This window comes from Streptomyces sp. NPDC057565, from assembly GCF_042801455.1.
Taxonomy (GTDB): domain Bacteria; phylum Actinomycetota; class Actinomycetes; order Streptomycetales; family Streptomycetaceae; genus Streptomyces; species Streptomyces yanii.
In genome coordinates, this window is sequence record NZ_JBHVFU010000033.1 from 1 (window position 1) to 18,434 (window position 18,434).

16 protein-coding genes and 1 pseudogene are annotated in these 18,434 nt (G+C 68.5%); 4 read left to right on the forward strand and 13 right to left on the reverse strand.

Annotation, left to right across the window (positions count from 1 at the left end; genetic code table 11):
* Positions 1 to 506: 506 nt before the first annotated feature.
* Positions 507 to 1,025: a DUF402 domain-containing protein gene (locus ACFU8W_RS35180; RefSeq protein ID WP_384046182.1), complete on the reverse strand. Its 519-nt coding sequence runs from the start codon at positions 1,023 to 1,025 to the stop codon at positions 507 to 509.
* 251 nt (positions 1,026 to 1,276) lie between these two features.
* On the opposite strand from ACFU8W_RS35180, the gene ACFU8W_RS35185 reads away from it, so the two are divergent.
* Together ACFU8W_RS35185 and ACFU8W_RS35190 are read left to right on the forward strand one after the other, a co-directional pair.
* A complete protein-coding gene (locus ACFU8W_RS35185) occupies positions 1,277 to 1,597 on the forward strand; it encodes a hypothetical protein (RefSeq protein WP_384046410.1) in 321 nt (106 codons plus the stop codon).
* Positions 1,598 to 2,234: 637 nt separating this feature from the next.
* Positions 2,235 to 2,408, forward strand: coding sequence for a hypothetical protein (locus ACFU8W_RS35190; protein ID WP_345509601.1), 174 nt, complete (start codon positions 2,235 to 2,237; stop codon positions 2,406 to 2,408).
* A 355-nt stretch (positions 2,409 to 2,763) separates the two neighbouring features.
* Here the strand turns inward: ACFU8W_RS35190 and ACFU8W_RS35195 are convergent, their stop codons facing one another.
* Both ACFU8W_RS35195 and ACFU8W_RS35200 read right to left on the reverse strand, forming a co-directional pair.
* Positions 2,764 to 5,259 (reverse strand): alpha-L-fucosidase, encoded by a 2,496-nt coding sequence (locus ACFU8W_RS35195; protein WP_384046186.1) that lies wholly within the window; start codon positions 5,257 to 5,259, stop codon positions 2,764 to 2,766.
* A gap of 898 nt (positions 5,260 to 6,157) precedes the next feature.
* Positions 6,158 to 7,372: an RNA-guided endonuclease InsQ/TnpB family protein gene (locus ACFU8W_RS35200; protein ID WP_384046189.1), complete on the reverse strand. Its 1,215-nt coding sequence runs from the start codon at positions 7,370 to 7,372 to the stop codon at positions 6,158 to 6,160.
* Positions 7,373 to 7,423: 51 nt separating this feature from the next.
* Between ACFU8W_RS35200 and tnpA the strand changes: the two are divergent.
* Positions 7,424 to 7,854: pseudogene (gene tnpA / locus ACFU8W_RS35205) on the forward strand (IS200/IS605 family transposase).
* A 60-nt stretch (positions 7,855 to 7,914) separates the two neighbouring features.
* On the opposite strand, the gene ACFU8W_RS35210 reads toward tnpA, so the two are convergent.
* The 3 genes from ACFU8W_RS35210 to ACFU8W_RS35220 form a co-directional block, all read right to left on the reverse strand.
* On the reverse strand, positions 7,915 to 8,313 hold the full coding sequence (locus ACFU8W_RS35210; protein WP_384046192.1) for a hypothetical protein: 399 nt from the start codon (positions 8,311 to 8,313) through the stop codon (positions 7,915 to 7,917).
* The gene (locus ACFU8W_RS35215; RefSeq protein WP_384046195.1) at positions 8,310 to 9,164 is read right to left on the reverse strand and encodes an IS5 family transposase; all 855 of its coding nucleotides are present in this window, start codon (positions 9,162 to 9,164) and stop codon (positions 8,310 to 8,312) included. The genes ACFU8W_RS35210 and ACFU8W_RS35215 overlap by 4 nt, the downstream gene beginning before the upstream one ends.
* A gap of 152 nt (positions 9,165 to 9,316) precedes the next feature.
* Complete coding sequence (locus ACFU8W_RS35220; RefSeq protein WP_384046413.1) at positions 9,317 to 9,712, reverse strand: RidA family protein; 396 nt, start codon at positions 9,710 to 9,712, stop codon at positions 9,317 to 9,319.
* Between the two features lie 141 nt (positions 9,713 to 9,853).
* Here ACFU8W_RS35220 and ACFU8W_RS35225 point away from each other — a divergent pair, with 141 nt between their 5' ends.
* Entirely contained in the window at positions 9,854 to 10,828 is a 975-nt protein-coding gene (locus tag ACFU8W_RS35225; protein WP_384046198.1) for a helix-turn-helix transcriptional regulator, read from the forward strand.
* A 43-nt stretch (positions 10,829 to 10,871) separates the two neighbouring features.
* On the opposite strand, the gene ACFU8W_RS35230 is transcribed toward ACFU8W_RS35225, so the two are convergent.
* The 7 genes from ACFU8W_RS35230 to ACFU8W_RS35260 form a co-directional block, all read right to left on the reverse strand.
* Positions 10,872 to 11,741: an IS5 family transposase gene (locus ACFU8W_RS35230; protein WP_384046201.1), complete on the reverse strand. Its 870-nt coding sequence runs from the start codon at positions 11,739 to 11,741 to the stop codon at positions 10,872 to 10,874.
* Positions 11,742 to 12,156: 415 nt separating this feature from the next.
* On the reverse strand, positions 12,157 to 13,587 hold the full coding sequence (locus ACFU8W_RS35235; RefSeq protein WP_384046204.1) for a family 20 glycosylhydrolase: 1,431 nt from the start codon (positions 13,585 to 13,587) through the stop codon (positions 12,157 to 12,159).
* Complete coding sequence (locus ACFU8W_RS35240; protein WP_384046207.1) at positions 13,584 to 14,432, reverse strand: PIG-L deacetylase family protein; 849 nt, start codon at positions 14,430 to 14,432, stop codon at positions 13,584 to 13,586. The genes ACFU8W_RS35235 and ACFU8W_RS35240 overlap by 4 nt, the downstream gene beginning before the upstream one ends.
* Positions 14,429 to 15,526 (reverse strand): sugar phosphate isomerase/epimerase family protein, encoded by a 1,098-nt coding sequence (locus tag ACFU8W_RS35245; RefSeq protein WP_384046210.1) that lies wholly within the window; start codon positions 15,524 to 15,526, stop codon positions 14,429 to 14,431. The genes ACFU8W_RS35240 and ACFU8W_RS35245 overlap by 4 nt, the downstream gene beginning before the upstream one ends.
* Positions 15,523 to 16,509 carry an ABC transporter ATP-binding protein gene (locus ACFU8W_RS35250; protein ID WP_384046213.1) on the reverse strand — a complete coding sequence of 329 codons (987 nt, stop codon included), beginning with the start codon at positions 16,507 to 16,509 and terminating at the stop codon, positions 15,523 to 15,525. Before ACFU8W_RS35250 ends, ACFU8W_RS35245 begins: the two co-directional genes overlap by 4 nt.
* A complete protein-coding gene (locus tag ACFU8W_RS35255) occupies positions 16,509 to 17,516 on the reverse strand; it encodes an ABC transporter ATP-binding protein (RefSeq protein WP_384046217.1) in 1,008 nt (335 codons plus the stop codon). Before ACFU8W_RS35255 ends, ACFU8W_RS35250 begins: the two co-directional genes overlap by 1 nt.
* Positions 17,471 to 18,406 carry an ABC transporter permease gene (locus ACFU8W_RS35260; protein ID WP_384046220.1) on the reverse strand — a complete coding sequence of 312 codons (936 nt, stop codon included), beginning with the start codon at positions 18,404 to 18,406 and terminating at the stop codon, positions 17,471 to 17,473. The genes ACFU8W_RS35255 and ACFU8W_RS35260 overlap by 46 nt, the downstream gene beginning before the upstream one ends.
* Between the last annotated feature and the right edge of the window lie 28 nt (positions 18,407 to 18,434).

An 18,434-nucleotide genomic window follows, 5' to 3' on the forward strand; every position in this document is an offset into this window, starting at 1 on the left:
AACGCTCGACTGGGAAACCCCAGCCGAGCGCCTGCATAAACTGCTCGCGACCTGATCAACACGACCACGTGTTGCGACGACCCCTAGAAACCGCCGCCTACAGGGGCCGTCTTCGAGCGATGCCAGAACTGGGCGACACCGGTGACGGACCGCTCCGCAAGATCGAGGCGGCAGCCGGGGCAGTACCGCCCACCGGCCGGCGGGACCTCCTCCCAGTCCACGCGCGGGTGAAGAGACCTCTCCGTGAAAACGGCTGTCTGAGAAGTCGCCGCCGTCGAAGGCCACGCCGTCGAAGTCGAGATCGCAGGCGCCTCAGGAGGTCGGTGCTCGTGAACATCGCCCTGACCGCCGGGCGGGTACCTCCCGCAGACCGACCTCACGGTGGAAATCGGCGCGCTGCGGAGATGCCGGGCCGGCGTGCTTGAAGCGGCTCAGGGTCCTCGCGGAATGCCCCGGTAGGAGGGTGTCACGCCTGCGGAGCAGCGCGTCGGCCGGTCGCCCGTTGGCTACCTGATGAGGCCGAGCCAGTGGCGGTACACCGAGGCAAAGGGTTCGATGCGGTCACCATCGCGACGGCCTGCCTCCATCAACCACGCGCAGGCCTGTCGGGCCTTGTCGGTGACACTATCGGGGTAGCCATAGCGCACTCGGTGTTCGGCGAACTCGTCCTCGTCCTCGATATGGACCTCGCCGCCACGAGGCCGCACGACATCAAGATCGAGGTCCACCGTGTGCAGGACCGTCCCGTCCGCGTTCCACTCGGGCACCGTGCACACGTCGCAGTACATCTCGGGGCCCGGGTCCACACAGAACGTGGCCGTCCACCACTCACCACGCGGGACCAACATCACGTACGCGAACCGGCTTGTCCAGCCGCCCGTTTCCGAACTGACGTGGACACCCTGCGCCGTGCCCAACCACACGCCGTACTCGTCCTCACCGAGCCGGGTAGCAGTCCACTGGGCGCTCGGGCTGCCGTCGTACTTCCGGATGTCGACCAGCACGGAGGTGCTCTCTGTGATCATGCCAAGACGCTAACCCGACGGGCAGCCACGGACCCTGCCCCGGAGGAACAGAAGCCCGACAACGGTCCAGAGGCCGAACGTTGTGGCGGTTGACTGGCCCACCACTCCTGGCGAGCAAGTCGGGGGCGTAACGCCTCACATGGCGGGGAGTCCGGTAGGGCACGTATATCGCTTTGTGGGTTCGGCGGTGCCGACATAAGGTCACCGGCATGTCTCTACGTCTTCGTTTGCGTCAAGCACTGCCGGAAGCGATGCGCGCCCGTGACAAGGCTGCGGTGAGTGCCCTGCGCGCAACGCTTGCTGCGCTGGACAACGCTGAGGCGGTGCCCGCCGACGAAGCTGAGCTCCGCGGCGTGGCCCTTGAGCAGTCGCCGGTTGGTGTCGGCACCACCGAAGCAGTGCGGCGTGAGCTGAGCGAGCGACATGTGGTGGATATCGTGCGCGCCGAGGCCGCCGAGCGGCTGGAGGTTGCAGCGCAGTTGACTGCTCCCGCGCACGCTGACCGAGCCGCGCGGCTTCGCGCGGAGGCCGCCGTACTGCATCGCTTCCTCGACGGCCCCAGCACCACATAGGACACCGCGTCGCATCACGTCCGAAGCGACGCAGGAGCAGGGCTGGAAATCGGTACGGCCACCGCGTGATCATCAGAGGTTGTGTGGACTCCTGAGGGTGGTGCGGTGGCCGCGGGCCATACCGTAGACCCTGCCCGCTGGCGGGCGATGTTGACCAGGCCATGGCCCGCATCGCGGGCCGGTTCCAGCGCGTTGAACCCCGGGCGACGGCAAGGGCGTTCCTTCTCGGATTATTGTCCGGCATCCAACGCAAGAACTGCTGGCAGCCGGCCGAACAGGCCGGTCACCAGCGTCCCGGCGCGATGCAGCGACTCCTGCGAAGCGCACGTGGGATGCCGACGAGGTGTGTGACGAGGTCCGCTCCTACGTCTTGGAGCACCTTGGCGGCGACGAGGTGCTGATCGTGGACGAGACGGGGTTCCTGTAGCACCATCCGTCGCAAAGGAAGCTCCAGAGGACGTCGGCAGCGGCGAGCGAGGCGTCACCCATTCGGCCCGTTGTGATTGCTGGTGCGCGGAGTTGGGGGTGGGCTGTCAGTGTGCCTGGCGATAGTCGCAGGCGCCAAGAGGGCGGGGCGCCCCCTGCCTAACGAGCGGGGCCAGCCCACGCCGACCCACACGAGACTTGGAGATTCCCCATGCCTTACCGCAAGGGACAGCACGTGGAGTACCGGGACCAGCAGGACGAGCTTCAGCGGGGCGAGATCCGAAGCGCCGAGGGCAGCGGGGCGCAAGCTCGCTACGCCGTCCAGAACGAGGCGACCATGCGCGAGGACAAGATCAGCGAGAGCCAGATCGAGCGCGAGCTGTAGTAACACCTCTGCCGACACAGCCCGTCGTTGCACCGAACCGAAGTGCAACGGCGGGCTGCCAGCTGTCCCGCGACAGTGGCTGCAGCGGCGGCAGCCGGTAATCCGAGTCAGGACATCGTCCGCAGCGACACCACTTGCCGCCGGATCTCACTCGCCTCCGCGCCTTGTCGCCGGAATCGTTCTCTATTCCGGCGCTGAGCTCCTCCACTTCGTAGAGCGGACGCGCTCTGCCCCCGTGCTCTGGTTGCCGAGCTCGTTGCTGGTGATCACGAGCTGTTCCGCATCCAGGCCGGAAAGCGCGAGTCGCGCAATCTGCGCCGGATCAACCTTGGGTACGACCGCCGACCCTCCATGTCTACTCCCCTGCGAGCCGGCTACGGACCTTCACCTCGGCGAGGGCCAAGGGATTGGTGTGCGACTCAAGCTGAATGCGCACATACCGGCCGGGTGTTTTGTCGAGGTCGATGCTCGTGGGCCGTCCAGCGACGTTCGACTGGTAGATCGCTGTGACACCCGGGGTCTTGCGAGCCTCGCTGAGAGAGCTGCTGGTGATCGGCGTTTCCGAGACGAGCACCCAGTATTCGGCCAATCGCTCAGAACAGCAGTCCGTGCGGTTCCAGATCTCGATCTGGTCGATCATGTGCTCGTTCTGAAGATCGACCTGCCACCATGCCTGGTTCGACGGCTCGGCCGTGTGGGTCGTGGAGTTGTCGCCGAAGTAGTCCCCACCCGTGTTGCCGTCGACGGCTCTGCCGGCCACGCCTCCCCACGCGGTACTCGCCTGCGTGGCGGGTTTACCGACCGCCACGTTCGGCAGGACGACGTTGACGTCGTTGGTCAGGCCGAGCACGCGTGCGTCGGTGTCAAGGTCCGAATGCAGCCGGTAGGTGCCCGGCTCGCCCTCGCGGGACACGGCCAGCTCGATCGGCTGGGTCCGAGTCGCACCCGGTGGCACCGTCACCGCCGCAGCCGGGCCGAGGGTGAACGGCCCCTGGCCGTCCAGTCCGACCTGACCGGTCACGGTCCGGCTGCTCAGGTTGGTCACGTGCACCGGGATCGGCGCCGTCGCTCCGAGCTCGACCGGGTTGGGCGGCTGCGACCACGCGACCGCGGTGCCGGTGGGCCCGACCATGACGGCGTCAATACTCACTCCGAGATCCTGGGATGTGTACTCCGGTTCGGCTCTGGTGATGGTGAGGGGCAGCACGCGGCCGGGTTGCACGACGAACGGTCCGACGGCCGATCCGACCAGTTGCTCCCCGGTCACGACCTGCTCGCGGCCCCCGAGCCGGACCCGGTACCGGGCGGCCGGGTCCGCGCGACCGGCAAGGGCGATCGAGACAGGTCCGCCCCGGTGGGCGCGCAGGTAGGCCGTGTGACGCACCACGGTGCGACGGGTGCTGGAGTAGGAGCCGTTGTCGGCGTAGCTGTAGCCCGTTTCGATGTCCTCGGGGGACAGCACCCACGCGCCTTCAGTGTCGGCAACCGTGCGCGTCGGAACGATCCGCAGGTTTCCGGCCAGTTCGACCCTGATGACCGGCAGCACCTTGTCCGCGGCTTCGGCGGGCAGGGTCACAACCAGGTCGTTTCCGTCCTGCCGCCACCCGAGCTCTCCGGCCCCGTCCTCGAGCACCCGCCTGACCTCGGTCGCCAGGCCGGGCAACCTCAGCTCCCCGTCAGCCGGCCATCGAGTGACGTGGAGAAACAGGTCGTGGCCGTTGACGGTCACCTCACCCCACGGTTGGCCGCCGAACCGGGTGGGAGAGGCCCCGAGGACCGCTCCGGGGTGGCGCTTGAGCCAGGCTCCCATGCCACGGAGGACGTCCGCCTCGAACTCGACGATGCTGCCGTCGCCACGGGGGCCGATGTTGAGCAGGTAGTTGCCGCCCCGGGCGCGAACGCTGGCCAGGCCCTTCACCAGGTCGCGCACCTTGCCGGGCAGGTCGTCGCGGACCTGCCAGCTGCGGTAGCCCCAGGTCGAGTGGTAGATCGACGCCGGTGTCTGCCATGCGCCGTCCACGGCGACCGATGGGATCTCGTTGTCTCCGAGGGTTCGGAAGTCGCCGACGTTGTTCCAGATCCGGCTGTTGATGACGGCATGCGGCTGCAGCTCACGCACGACGCCCGCAAAAGTCTCGCTCTGTTTTTTGGTCGGTGACGACATGTCGAACCACACCTCAGCGATGTCCCCGTAGTTCGTCATCAACTCGCGGAGCTGCGCCTTGATCACCGGCTCCATCGCCGGGGGTATCGGGTTGTTGTTGTTCCCGTCGAACGCGTGGCCCTGGTGCCAGTCGACCAGCGAGAAGTAGAAACCGAACTTCAGTCCCTGGCTGCGGCACTCGTCGGCGAGCAGCTTGAGCGGGTCCCTGCCGTACGGCGTCGCATCCACAACGTTGTAGTCGGTGGTGCCGGTGTCGAACATCGAGAAGCCGTCGTGGTGCTTGGAGGTGATCACGACGTACTGCATCCCGGCGTCCTTGGCCAACGAGCAGATCGCCTTTGGGTCGAACCGGTCCGGCCGGAACCGCTCGGCAACCTTGAGGTAGTCCGCCTCGGGGATGTTCGCCCACATCTGGATCTGTTCGCTGTAGCCCTGCCTGACCGGTTCGTCCTGCCAGACACCTCCGAGTTCGGAGTACAGACCCCAGTGGATGAACATGCCGTACTGCAGCCGCTGCCAGGCGGCCAGGTCCGCGTCCCCGCTGACAGGAATCGTGCCGGGGATGCCCTTCACCCGTTCCGGTGGCGTCCCGGCCGGCTCGGCCGCCGTGGCCGGGCCGGACAGCGGTACAAGAGCGGCGACGAGTAAACCGACCAGAATGGTCATCAACCAGTGACGGTGGCGCACATCAGGCTCCTTCGCAGGTGGGCAGGGGCCGAGCGATCATGGTTTCGCCCCTCACGCTCAGCCGATTCCGATATTCCGGACCCGGATATCGGGGAGCTTTGGTCACGCGGATGCAGGAGCTGCGCCCATCCCGGGAAATCCCGTCGCCGTCGCTCGGACGTTCATGACCTCTCCGGTCCGGGCACCCAGCATTGGGCCTTAGAGATCCGACGTCTAAGACCCACCTTCTCCAGCTTCCGACGATTGACTCTCAGTAATGGAAGTGCAGGCAGGAACATAGGATGACTCCGAGCGATCGTCAAGACCCGAGGTTCAAGAGCTTCCCGACGAGCGCCTCAGGAGGTCCTGGCCTGTAGGCTGCCACCAAGACCACACGGCTTTCACCAGCAATAATCGCCGCTGGAAAGCCCGACAGATCATCGGATGAATCGATCCATACAGCGTGATCGGACCGGCGATCTTGCTCGCCCATGCAGTCTTATTGGCTACTGTGCGCATTCACGAGCACGTATGCCGTAGATACGATCACCAATGAACTCTCAGACGCCCGCACACTCAGTGGCGAAAGATCCGACCTCATCTCGCACTCGGCGCGCTGATGACCGCCGTTGTCCCCGTGCTCGCACTCCCGGCACAGGCCGAACCTGGTGAGGCCGTCATCGGCCCGATCGCCGCGTCCGGACGATGCCGGCGTCGGCGAGGATCTTGTCGATCAGGGCGGGGTACTTCGCGTCGCGGTCGCGGATCGGGTAGTCGGCGTGCGCGCCCACGTCCTCAAGGTCCAACCTGATTGCCGCCGCCGCGGCCGTCGCCTGCGCACCGAATCACCAGAACCGGCCCAGGTCCCCTGAAGCAGTTTCGTGACTCCTCCCCCCTCATGAATTGAGGGGGCTTCTCGCTATGCCGGTTGGGCTTCGCGACGGACCAGCCCGGCCCGTAGAACGTTGAGAGCCCCGACGGTGTCCGCGTGCGCGGTGTGGCCGCACGCGACGCAGTGGAACTTCTCCTGTGTGGGCCGGTTCTCCTTGGCGGTGTGCCCGCATTCGGGGCACCGCCGGGAGGTGTTGCGGGGGTCCACGGCCATCACTTCCCGCCCGGCGCTCTCAGCCTTTGCGTTCAGGATCGCGAGGAACACCCCCCATCCGGCATCGGCGATCGAGCGGTTCAGCCCGGCCTTCGCGGCGGCCCCGTTGGGCAGGAAGCAGCCCGGCCGGTCGGGGTCCGGCTTCCGGGCCGGGATCCTGCTCATGTTGCGGATCTTGAGGTCTTCGTGCGCAATGACATCGTGCTCGCGGACCAGGGCCAGCGCGGTCTTGTGGGCGTGGTCGAGCCGCTGACGGCGGACCCTGCCGTGCAGCTTGGCGACCTTCTCGACCGCCCGGCGGTGATTCGCCGTCCGCTTGTCCCGTCGGACACGCGGAAACCGGGCGAGTGTCTGCTGCGCTGCTTCGAGCTGCGCGGCAGCGCTGCGTCCGTGCCGCGGGTTGGGGACGAACCCGCCGTTCGAGTCGGCGAGGAAGTTGGCTATGCCCAGGTCGATACCGACCACGCTGCCAGTCTTGGGCAGTGGTTCGGGCTGTGGCTGCTCGGCGGTCAGCACGACGAACCACTTGCGGCCCTCGCGCTTGACCGAGACGGTCTTGACCCTGCCGACCACGGGCCGGTGCTGGTGCACCTTGACGTGCCCGAGGCCCTGCAGACGAACGCGGGCGACCGGGTCGTGCGGGGTGGCATCCCACCGGCAGCCGTCGCCATCCCTGGGGAAGTCGACCGTGTCGAACCAGTTGACCCCACGAAAGCGCGGATACCCCGGCGTCCGGCCGGCCTTGACCCGACGGAAGAACGCCTGCATCGCCTTGTCCAGCCGGCGCAAGGTGGCCTGCTGCGACGAGAACGACCAACGGCCCTGGCGTTCCGGGTCGAACGCCCGGATCTCCTTGAGCTGCGCGGACTGCTGCCCGTACGTGATGCTCGTCTTCGAGGTGTGCCGGTAGGCGTCGCGGCGTTCCTGCAACGCCCCGTTGTAGAGCGAGCAGTGATCAAGCAGCATCTCTCCGAGCGCGATCTGCTGGCCCACGGTGGGCCGCAGGAGGAACTTGTACGCACGGATCATCCGGCCCACCCCCTTCCAGCCTGGTTTCGACGAACATACCGCGCTGGGCGTATGCCACCACGCTGGGAACCAAACCCCGGTATCCGCACCGGTCGTCACGTCGCCTGCAGCCTCCACGCACACTTGGTGTTCGTCACCAGGCACCGGCAGGATGTCCTCTACGACGACATGCTGACACGGTGCGAAGAGATCATGCGCGAGGTCTGCGCCGGCTTCGAGACGGATCTGCGCGAGTTCAACGGCGAGGCCGACCACGTCCACCTTCTGGTGCACTACCGGCCGAAGACTGCCCTCTCCAGGCTGATCAACAGCCTGACCTGAAGGGCGTCAGCTCCCGGTATCTGCGGGCCGAGTACACCGGCCGCATCAACCGGATCGGCACGGGATCCGTGTTCCGGTTCCGCTCCTACTTCGCCGGCTCCTGCGGCGGCGCACCGCTCACCGTCCGCCAGTACACCGAAGGACAGAAGCGGCCCACCTGACCGTCACCGACACAGACGCAGAGAACCCCCGGCGCTCCGCGCCTCCGCACACAGAGGGCGTTAAGTCTGCTTCTGGTAGCGGCCTCGTCCAGGTTGCGTGAGGAAGCCTTGGCGGGTGAGGCGTCCGAGGCGGCTGCGGGTGACGTTCAGGGCCGGGTCGTCGGTGGGCATGCCGAGGAGTTCGTGCAGTTCACGGACCCGGAATGCCTGGGCGGGGTGCTGGTTGAAGGCGTTCAGGATGGCCTGGTAGACGGTGGCTGGCTCGGGCGGGTCGGGTTCGGTCCCGGTCGGGGCGAGTTCCGCGATGACCTTCCGGGTCGTCGCGAGTTCCGTCAAACGTGCCTCGGCCTCAGCCAGAGCGGCGGTCAAGTGCTCAATTTGGTCGCGCAGTTCGCCCACCCGGGCGGTGGCCTCATCGTGGCGGGCCTGGAGGTCTGCCAGGAGTTCGATGACGTTCACGCGGCCATCTGGAGGCCGTCGCGCCAGGCCGGTGTGGGTGTGGTGAGGCGGCGGGCCATGTTCGCGGTGGAGGCCCAGTAGACACGCGAGGCGGAGTTGTCGGGCCGGTGGTCGTACTCGCGGGCCAGGCGCCGGTGCAGCATCAACGTGCCGTTGACCTGCTCGACTACCCACCTTTTCGGCTGCGGCACGAAGCCTTTGTCTTGGTCGTCCGGGTTGCGGCGGACGACCTCGACGGTGATGTCCTGCAGGGCGCCGTGGATGATGACCTCGTCCTTGAAGCCCTGGTCCACCAGGGCCTTTTCCAAGCGGTTCCCGCACCGCTCGGCTGCCTGGTCGAGCAGGGCCACCCCGGCCGTGTTGTCGTGTGCGGAGGCGGCCAGCACGACAACGCCGATAATCAGTCCCAGCACGTCGACGGCCAGTCCCCGCTTGCGCCCCGGCGTCCGCTTGTTGGCATCCAGTCCCGTCGTGGTCTTGGGGACGCCCGCGGCCGCGCGCACGGACTGGGTGTCGATGACCACGAGGGACGGGTCCTCTAATCGGCGGGCCTTCTCCCGTACCTGACAACGCAGGAGTTCCTGGATCCGCTGGTCAAACCCGTCCTCACGCCAGAGCGTGAAGTAGTAGAACACCGCCGACCAGGCAGGAAGATCGTGGGGCAGGTAGCGCCACTGACAGCCCGTCCGATTCTGATAAAAGATCGCGTTCACCACCTCCCTCAGATCGCAGGCCCCGGGGTCTCCAGTCGCCGAATGTGCCACCCGGCCCTGCTTCCAGGCCGTGACCATCGGCTCGATCAACGCCCACTGCTCGTCCGATAAGTCGCTCGGATACGGTCTTCGCTCCACGCCCCGCATCTCAGCATGCACATGACGAGCAGTCGACCGGTACGACGATCAACACCACGAACGAGCGATCACGAACCGAGAGAGAAGGGACTTAACGCCTGCTGCTCGTGTCGGTCTCGACCGGCACGAGCAGCAGGGGCGGCGAGGTCGCATCACGCGACGGCGGTTCCCTCGAGCTCGACCAGTTGGCCGGGGATCGCCAGTCGCGTCACCTCGAGCATCGTGGAGGTCGGCGCCACCCCGGCGGCCCCCAACCGCGCCGCCAGCACACCGTAGTGCGGGAAGAGCTGATCGACGTCGGTCGTGTAGACGTTGAGCCGGACGAGGTTCGCGAGAGACATGCCGGCCTCGCCGAGCACGGCCTCCAGGTTGTCGATGCTCAGCGCCAACTGCGCCGCGATGTCACCGTCGTGCTGGGGCTTGCCGTCGCCGTTCATCGCGGTCTGCCCCGAGATGTACAGGGTCCGTGTGTGCCCGGAGACGACCTCACCCTGGTTGAATCCCAGCTCCTGCGACCACGTCACCGGGTTGACCGCCGTTCGTTCCACTGCCACGTCAGCTCCATTCGATTCATGGGGAGTACGTACGTCCATCGCTCGGTAGCCGTAGCCGCCGCCTTTGGCGTCGTATCAACAAGCCTGCCAACAAATCACGACACCCTCAGTCATGTATTCCGTTAACGTTCTCGCATGCGTGCCGATCGGCTGGTCTCACTGGTACTACTGCTGCGCCAGGGCGGTCGGATGACAGCGGACGCGCTGGCCCGCGAGCTGGAGGTGTCCACCCGCACCGTGCTGCGCGACATCGAGGCGCTGTCCGTGGCCGGCGTCCCGGTCTACTCCGAACGCGGCAGGCACGGCGGTTTCGCGCTGTTGCCCGGCTTCCAGACCGAGCTTGCGGGACTGAACCACGACGAGGCCCTGGCCTTGCTGACCGCCGGATCGGGGCGCGGCGAGCAGGTATTCGGCCTCGGCTCGGCGCTCGCTTCGGCCATGCGGAAGGTGGTCGACGCGCTGCCCGAAGGCCACCGGGCCACCGCGAGCGAGGCGGCCCAGCGTTTTCTCGTCGATCCGGAGGCCGACCTGCTCTCACGTCGGGTGGTCGCTGAGGAGGTGCCCGACACCACCATGATCGAGGTCAGGCGCGCGGTGCTCGCCGGACACAAACTGCGCATCCACTACGCGGCCACAGGCCGGACACCACAGTGGCGCACGGTGGACCCGATCGGCCTGGTTACCGTACGCGACCGGGGCTACTTGCTGGCCACGAGATCCGGCGCGGACCGCACCTACCGACTGTCCCGCATCCTGGCCGCCGAGCAACTCCCCGAAACGGCACAGCGACCAAACCGGGTCGACCTGGACCGGATCTGGCGGGAACGCTCCGCGCAGTTCCTCTCCGACGGCGACCACATCACCGTGCTCGTACGGGTGAACCCTGCGCGGCGGGAGGACCTGCTGGACACCGCGCTGGCCGTCCGCGCAGAAGAACCCGACGCAGACGGCTGGCTATGGCTGGAGGTGACCTTCCAAGATTCCCGACACGCCGAATGGGCGCTGTGGCAGCTCAGCACGGACGCGGAAGCCCTGGCCCCGCAGTCGTTGCGCACTTCCCTACGCAACCGCGCCGCCGCGATTGCCACCCGCTACGGAGACTCATCCTGAAACGGACTTAACGCCCTCTCAGAGGTCGTTTTATCCCGCTGTTTTATCCCGGGATCGGTTGTTTGGTCTGTGGTGTCGGGTCGCGCCAGGAGACGGTGTTCTCGCCGGTGAGGCGGCGGGCCATGAGGTCGGTCATGGCGAGGTGGATCACGGCTTCGGAGCGGGTGGGCAGGGTTTCGTAGTCGCGGGCGAGCCGGCGGTGGAGCATCAGCCAGCCGTAGGTCCGCTCGACCGCCCACCGCTTCGGTATGGGGGTGAAGCCCCTGGTCCCGGGCTTGCGAGTGGTGATTTCCATGTCTATGCCGAGGGCGGCGGCGTGCTCGACGAGGTGCTGGCGGTAGCCGCCGTCCACCCAGACCTTGCGGATGCCGGGGTGGTCAGTGGCGACCTGGTCGATGAGCCGGGTGCCAGCGACGGAGTCCTGCATGCTGGCCGCGGTGACCAGCACGGCCAGCAGAAGGCCGAGCGTGTCGGTGACGATGCTCCGTTTGCGGCCCGCGATCTTCTTGCCTGCGTCGATGCCCTGGCTGGAGGCGGGAACGCTGGTGGAGGTCTTGACGCTCTGCGCGTCGATCACACACGCCGAGGGCTCCGCGTCCCGCCCTTCCTTCTCCCGTAGAAGTTGTCGGAGTAGACCGTTGAGCTGGGCGAACACGCCTTCGGCGGCCCATTTGGCGAAGTAGCCGTAGACCGTGTTCCAGTGCGGGAAGTCGTGTGGGAGGTAGCGCCACTGGACCCCGGTCCGGTCCACGTACAGGATCGCGTCCATGATGTCGCGCAGGTCGTGCTCGGGCGGCCGGGCGAAGTCCAGAGCCCTGCCACGGCGCTCGAAACGCCAGGCCGCCAGCACCGGCTCGATCAACTCCCAGCGGGCATCGGACAGATCACTCGGATACGGGCGTCGCTTGGTCATGCTTCCGACGTACCGCCGCAGACCGAGTGCGCCCAGGCGCACAGCCGCGACACCGGAAGCATGCAGGCCACGCAGGCCACGAAGTCCGGACGTTCTGGGATGAGACAGGAACAAGACCCAACCCGCCCCACCCGCCACCCCACCCGCCCCAGAGGCATCAACTGCACTCATGGCCACTACCGCACCACGATCACGCGACTTGAAAATCACCCCAAACATGCATAGTACATATGAAAACGACCTCTCAGGACGCGTTTCCCTCCCCGGCCGAAGCCGGGGATACCCACGCAAGATCAGGGATGGGTGCTTCGTGTCGCACTGCCACTTCCGCAGCACGCCCATTGCGTTGTTCAGTCTGCCGGGTCCCTGCTCACGGGGAACGGGGAGGGAACGTGTCCCCCCCGAACCGCGCCCCTCACGCCGCCCCGCTCCCGGCGGCCCAGTCCACGCCGTCCGCTGCGGTCCATGCCAGCCTGTCCGCGGTCCACAGCCTGCCGTGAGCGGTGATCCGCCGTGCGAAGTCGTCCCAGTCACGGACCTGTTGGGGCGACCAGGCGACCTCGGCGATGGCGGGCAGCCGGGGCAGCAGCATCCGCTGCAGGCCGGCGGCATCGGCGATGGTCTCCGTCCACAAGGGCGCCTCCACCCCGACGACCGCACCGCCCGGCAGGCCGGGCAGATACGCGGCCGGGTCCCAGTCGTACGCGTCGCGCAACCCCACCGTCCCGGCCCAGTCCGTGCCGAGCGGTGTGTCGGCGTCGTACTTCATGTCCAGGTAGGTGCGGTCGGCCGGCGACATCACCAGCCGGGCCCCGCCCCGCGCGGCAGCCCGCACGGCCTCGTCGACCGGGGGGCCGGTGTGCCGGCGCGGCCGCCACACCTGGACCACGTCGACGGTCGCAGGCCCGGCGAGCGCGGCCTCGTCCCAGGCCATGGGCTGTTTGCCGTGGGCGCGCACGATGCCGCCCACTCGCGTCATGAACCGCGCGTAGTCGGCGGCACCGATCCGCAGGGCCTCGTCGCCGCCCACGTGGAGCAGCGGCCCCGGGGTCAGGGCGGCCAGTTCCCGCACCACGGTGTCGACGAACGCGAAGACACGCTCCGAGTCGGTGTCGACGCGGCTGCGCCCCACCTCCCGTTCCACGTAGGGCAGTTGACTGGTCTCGCCCGGCACGGCCAGCTCCGGGTACGCCGCCAGCGCGGCGTTCGTGTGCCCCGGCAGATCGACCTCGGGCACGACCGTGATGTGCCGCTCCCCGGCGTACGAGACGATCCGCCGGTAGTCCTCGGCGCTGTAGTACCCGCCCGCCCCGCCCACCTCGGCGAGCCGCGGCAGTGCACCCACAGCGATGCGCCACCCCTGGTCGTCCGTCAGGTGCAGATGCAGGTGATTGAACTTGTACGCGGCCAACAGGTCGACGTAGTCCAGCACTTCAGGTACGCCGAAGAAGTGCCGGGCCACATCCAGCATCCCGCCGCGGTACGCGTACCGCGGCGCGTCCACGATCTCCCCGAGCGGCGGCGCCGCGCCCAGCTGTGCGAGCGTACGCACCCCGTGCAGCAGCCCGGCCCGCCCGGCAGCGGTGATGGTCACCCCGTCGGTGGCGGAGACCAGCCGGTATGCCTCAAGACACGCGCCGCCGCTCTCCTCCAGCCGCAGTTCGATGCGGCCGCGCCTCTGAGTGCCGCGCCCGCCGGTCTCGAGCCCGAGCAGCCGGGCCGCCGCCTGCGCGCCCTCCCCGTACACCGAAGCGGGCCGGGCTCCGGTTCCTCCGGTCCACACGGCATACGCGGGCCGGGGCACCAGACCAGGGACGGGAGCAGGGGCGGGGGCCTGTTCCGTCACGCGGCGACCGGCGGCAGCAACGCCGCCAACTCATCAGGGGTGAACACCCGTCGTCCTGGCGCCAGTTGGAACGACTCGGCGTACATCACCTGCGCCGCCTGCTTCTTCCCGTAGCGCACAGCAAGCGCATCGCGCATATCCTCACTCGCCTCGAACCACGGCCGCCAGTGCTCCAGCAGGTAGGCGCGGCGCCCCGCCCAGTCGTCGGCGGGCGGCACCGTGCGGTCCTGACCGTGGGAGGAGAACTCGTAGAACTGACTGGCGTGCGCATCGCAGCCGCGCAGTTTGCGCTCCAGGACCGGTGCGAGATCGACAGCAATGTCGTGCCGGTGCACATGCGTGGTGGCGTAGTCCGGCATCAGCAGGTACAGCGGAGCCGCCGACAGCGTCGGCACAGCTGGCAGCACATTGTTCAACTCGGTGAAATGCAGCGCGTCAGCGAGGATACGGCCGGCCGCCCGGTTGTCGGGGTGGCCGCCGCCATCGGGGTGGAAACCGACGACGACATCGGCCCGCCAGCGCCGCACCGAGCGGATGACGCGCATGCGCAGGTCGAGCGTCGGCACGAGGGAGCCGTCGTCGACGTCGTCGTAGATCTCGTACTCGGCGACGCCGAGCCGCTCGGCGGCCAGATGGGCCTCGCGGGCGCGGCGGGCTACGAGTTCGGCGGCGCCGAGTGTGGCGTGCCCGGCCGAACCGTTGGTCAGGGTGAGGAACTTGACGTGGTGTCCGGCCTCGGCGTACGCGGCGGCGAGGCCGCCCGCGTACTCTTCGGGCTCGTCCGGGTGGGCGGCGACGACGATGACCTGGAGCGGGCGGGGGGTGGGGGCGGTGCGGCTGGTCAAGATATCTCCTTCTGGGCGGATTCTGCGGGTTCTGCGGATGCTGCGGTCTGGACGGCGGTCAGGTGGTCGGCCGACCGGCAGATGAAGTCCAGGGCCCAGTCCTCGCTGGGCGGTTCGGGGTAGTAGTCGTCGAGGCCGGGCGCCGTGCCGGCTCGCATGCGTTCCTCGGACAGATCGCACAGCCGGACGAGTTCGAGGACGTCGGACATCGGGAGCTGGGGGTGGGCGGCCTGCCAGCGCGGGTCATGCAGCGGGATGCCGTTCCAGTCGCGGGCCATCGTGTTCTCGATGGTCAGGTTCAACGGGCCCCGGCCGTCCCGGTGCTGGGCCAGGACGTCGAGTACGGCCGCGAAGTCGATCACCCCGTCGCCACACGCCCGGATCTGCCGTTCCATGCCCTCGTCCGTGAAGGCGAGGACGATGTCGCGCATGTGGGTCTGGTGGGTGTAGGGGGCGACTCGGCGGGCCGCGGCCACCGGGGCCTCGCCGCGCACGACGACGTTGGCGAGGTCGAGCGTGATGCCGACGGCGTCCGGGCCGACGGCCTCCACGAGCGCCACCACCTCGTGGGTGGTGATCTCCTCGTGGGTCTCCAGGTTGATCCGGCAGCCGTTGGCCCGCAGCACGGGTGCCAGGCGTTTCAAGTACCGCTCGATGGCGGCAAGTTGCTCGTCCCAGATGACATCGGTGCGGAACCGGTCGACGGCGTGCAGCCCCCAGCTGTGCCGCTGGTAGTTGGCCGTGTCGGCCCACAGCTCGGTGATGCCGATCGCCGCCGCGGCCTCGATCATCCGGGTCATCCCGAGCAGATGGTCGCCGTCGCCGAGGTCGCGTACAGAGGTCTCCTCGGAGATGTTGTACGGGTTGACTTTGCCGAGCCCGGCCTCCAGGTACAGCCCGTCGGCGTCAGCCCGCGCCCGCAGCTCGGCCAGGTATCCGGCGTCCAGGTCCGGGCTCATGTCGGTGAGGGTGCGGAAGAACACGCCCGCGCGCCCGAGCCGGGCCGTTGCCGCCAACACCCCCTCGGGGCCCAGTCGTTCGACGCCGGGGAACTTCCGTCCGCACACCCCGACCCGCATCAGTGCCTCGCTCATGCCGCGCTGACCTTTCTGGCAGCCGCGTACTGGTCCGCCGCCCGGTGGCAACGGCTCCACCGTCCGTCGGCGACCTCGGTGACCGCGGGCTCCTCGGTGCGGCACTTGTCCACGGCCAGCGGGCACCTCGCGGCGAACGGGCAGCCCGTGGTCGCGGTCCCGGCGCGGGCCCGCTTGACGGGAGCTGTGGCGCGGCGCGGGTCGGGCACCGAGCCGACCAGCAGGTCCGTGTACGGGTGCGCGGGCCGGTCCACGACGCGCCCGGCGGGTCCCGACTCCACGACCTGGCCGGCGTACATCACGAGGATGCGGGCGCCCAGGTGCCGGGCGCTCGCGATGTCGTGGGTGATGTAGAGGAACGCGGTGCCGCGTTCGGTGCGCAGCTGCTCCATCAGTTCGAGTACGCCGAGCCGCAGCGACACGTCGAGCATGGATACCGGTTCGTCAGCCACGACGACCTCCGGTTCGACTGCGAACGCCCGGGCGATGGCGACGCGTTGGCGCTGGCCGCCGGACAGTTCGTGCGGATGCCGGTCGAAGAGCGACCGGGACAGACCTACCAGATCCATCAACTCACCGGCTTTGACGTCGAGTTCGCCGCGTGTGGCCCGCCTGTGCAGCAGCAGCGGCCGTACGAGGTGATGGCGCACGGTGTGGGCCGGGTTCAGCGAGCCGAACGGGTCCTGGAACACCATCTGCACCCGCGAGCGGTACTCCCGCTCCGGTACGTCGCTCGCGCCGCCCAGGCTGATCGTCCCGGCGGTCGGCTTCGTCAGCCGCGCGATCATCCGGGCCGTCGTCGACTTGCCGCACCCCGACTCGCCGACCAGCGCGAGGGTCTCGCCCCGGTGCAGGTCGAAGGAGACGTCCCGCACGGCCCGCACCTCGGTGCCGCGGGAGTGCGTGAACGGGAGCGACCCGCCCTGACGGAACGTACGACTCAAGTGCTCGACGGACAGTAGGGGTTGAGAGGGAGCGGCCATCACGCGTGCACCTCCTGGGAATCTTGTGAATAGAGGTGACATGCCGTCACATGGGTAGGGTCCGCGCCGTTCAGCGGCAGCAGCGGCGGCTCGTCCCAGCGGCACACGTCCATCGCTTTCTCGCACCGTTCGGCGAACCGGCAGCCCGGCGGCGGCGCCGACAGGTCGGGCGGTGTGCCGGGCAGGGCGGTGCGGCTCACGGAGCGTCGGCCGTGCAGATCGGGCGCGGCGGCGAGCAGGCCGCGGGTGTAGGGGTGGGCGGCGCCGTCGAGCAGCGGCAGCGAGGGCGCCGCCTCCACGAGTCGTCCTGCATACATGATCGCGATCCGGTCGGTGAACTCGGCGAGCAGCTCCAGGTCATGGCTGACAAAGAGCACGGCGAACCCCAACTCACCTTGAAGACCCTTGAGTTCATCCAGGATCTCGCGCTGCACAACCACGTCGAGCGCGGTCGTGGGCTCGTCCAGGATGACCAGCCGGGGCCGCAGCGCCAGCGCGATGGCGATGGCCGCGCGCTGCCGCATACCGCCCGACAGCTGGTGCGGGTACGCGCGCAGCCGGTCCCGGCCGATCCCGACGAGGTCGAGCAGCTCGCCGGCCCGCTCCCTGGCCTGCTCCGCGCTCACCTTGTCGTGGTGCCGAATCACGTCCACCAGCTGTGCGGACAGCCGCAGCACCGGGTTGAGGGCGTTCATCGCGTTCTGGAAGACGAGCGCGATGTCGCGCCAGCGCACGGCGCGGATCGCCGTGTCGTCCACGCCCAGCAGGTCCGTCCCGTCGAAGACCACCTGCCCGCCCGTTATCACGGCGGGCGAGCGCAGCAGCCTCGGCAGGGCGAGCGCGATCGTCGACTTGCCGCAGCCGGACTCGCCGGCGAGCCCCAGGATCTCCCCGGGACGCAAGGTGAACGAGACCCGGTCCACAGCCGTGACGAGCCCACCCCCGGACTCGTACGCGACGCTCAAGTCCCTGACATCGAGCAGCAGTTCATCGGCATTATCGCGCATCGCACGACCGGGGTCGGCGCACCCGCCACGCGGCGGATGCGGGAGCGGGCGCGCAGCCGGGGATGGGCGGCGCGGTCGATCGCGAAGTTCACGAGCGTGAGGCCGCCCGCGGTGGCGGCGATGGCCAGACCCGGGACGGTGAACGTCCACCAGGCACCCTGCAGCAGCGCCGAGTCGTTCTGCGCCCAGTACAGCATCGTCCCCCACGAGGCGGTCCCGGCGTCGCCGAGGCCGAGGAACTCCAGGGCCGAGCCGGCGGTCAGGGCGAAGACGACCTGGCCGAAGAAGAACGCGGCGATCACCGACCACATGTTGGGCAGGATCTCCACGAACACGGTACGCAGCGGCCGTTCGCCGACGACCGTCGACGCGGCCACGAAGTCCCGCTCGCGCAGCGTCAGGGCCTGCGAGCGGATGACGCGGGCGCCGTACGCCCAGCCAGTGACGGTCAGGACAAGCATGATCGTGCCGGTGCCCGGCGGCAGGAACGCCGCGAGCACGATGATGAGCGGCAGGCCGGGGATCGTCAGGACGACGTTCACAAGCAGGCTGATCAGCTCGTCGCCCATGCCGCGCACATACGCGGAGAAGATGCCGACGGCGACGGCGAGCACGGTGGTGCCGGTGCCGACGACGGCCGCCATCAGCAGCGACGACCGGGCGCCCCACACGAACTGGGCGAACACGTCCTGCCCCTGCCCGTCCGTGCCGAACAAGTGGTCGCCGGAGGGCGCGGCAAGCAGCCTCACGTCCGTGGCGGTCGGCCCGTCGGGCGCGAGCAGCGGAGCGGCCAGCGCGACCAGGACGAGCAGCAGCAGGACACAGGCGCCCGCCGTGGCACGCCGGTCGAACCCGGCGGTCTTGCCGACCTTGGTGACGAGGGTGTTCATGGACGTACCTCCTTTGGTACGGGTGGGG

Excerpts from the sequence above, each read along its gene's own strand:
- ACFU8W_RS35230 (WP_384046201.1), bottom strand. The coding sequence starts at position 11,741 with ATGACCAAGCGACGCCCGTATCCGAGTGATCTGTCCGATGCCCGCTGG.
- ACFU8W_RS35190 (WP_345509601.1), top strand. The coding sequence starts at position 2,235 with ATGCCTTACCGCAAGGGACAGCACGTGGAGTACCGGGACCAGCAGGAC.
- ACFU8W_RS35200 (WP_384046189.1), bottom strand. The coding sequence starts at position 7,372 with ATGATCCGTGCGTACAAGTTCCTCCTGCGGCCCACCGTGGGCCAGCAG.
- ACFU8W_RS35185 (WP_384046410.1), top strand. The coding sequence starts at position 1,277 with ATGCGCGCCCGTGACAAGGCTGCGGTGAGTGCCCTGCGCGCAACGCTT.
- ACFU8W_RS35245 (WP_384046210.1), bottom strand. The coding sequence starts at position 15,526 with ATGAGCGAGGCACTGATGCGGGTCGGGGTGTGCGGACGGAAGTTCCCC.
- ACFU8W_RS35260 (WP_384046220.1), bottom strand. The coding sequence starts at position 18,406 with ATGAACACCCTCGTCACCAAGGTCGGCAAGACCGCCGGGTTCGACCGG.
- ACFU8W_RS35180 (WP_384046182.1), bottom strand. The coding sequence starts at position 1,025 with ATGATCACAGAGAGCACCTCCGTGCTGGTCGACATCCGGAAGTACGAC.
- ACFU8W_RS35255 (WP_384046217.1), bottom strand. The coding sequence starts at position 17,516 with ATGCGCGATAATGCCGATGAACTGCTGCTCGATGTCAGGGACTTGAGC.
- ACFU8W_RS35225 (WP_384046198.1), top strand. The coding sequence starts at position 9,854 with ATGCGTGCCGATCGGCTGGTCTCACTGGTACTACTGCTGCGCCAGGGC.
- ACFU8W_RS35250 (WP_384046213.1), bottom strand. The coding sequence starts at position 16,509 with ATGGCCGCTCCCTCTCAACCCCTACTGTCCGTCGAGCACTTGAGTCGT.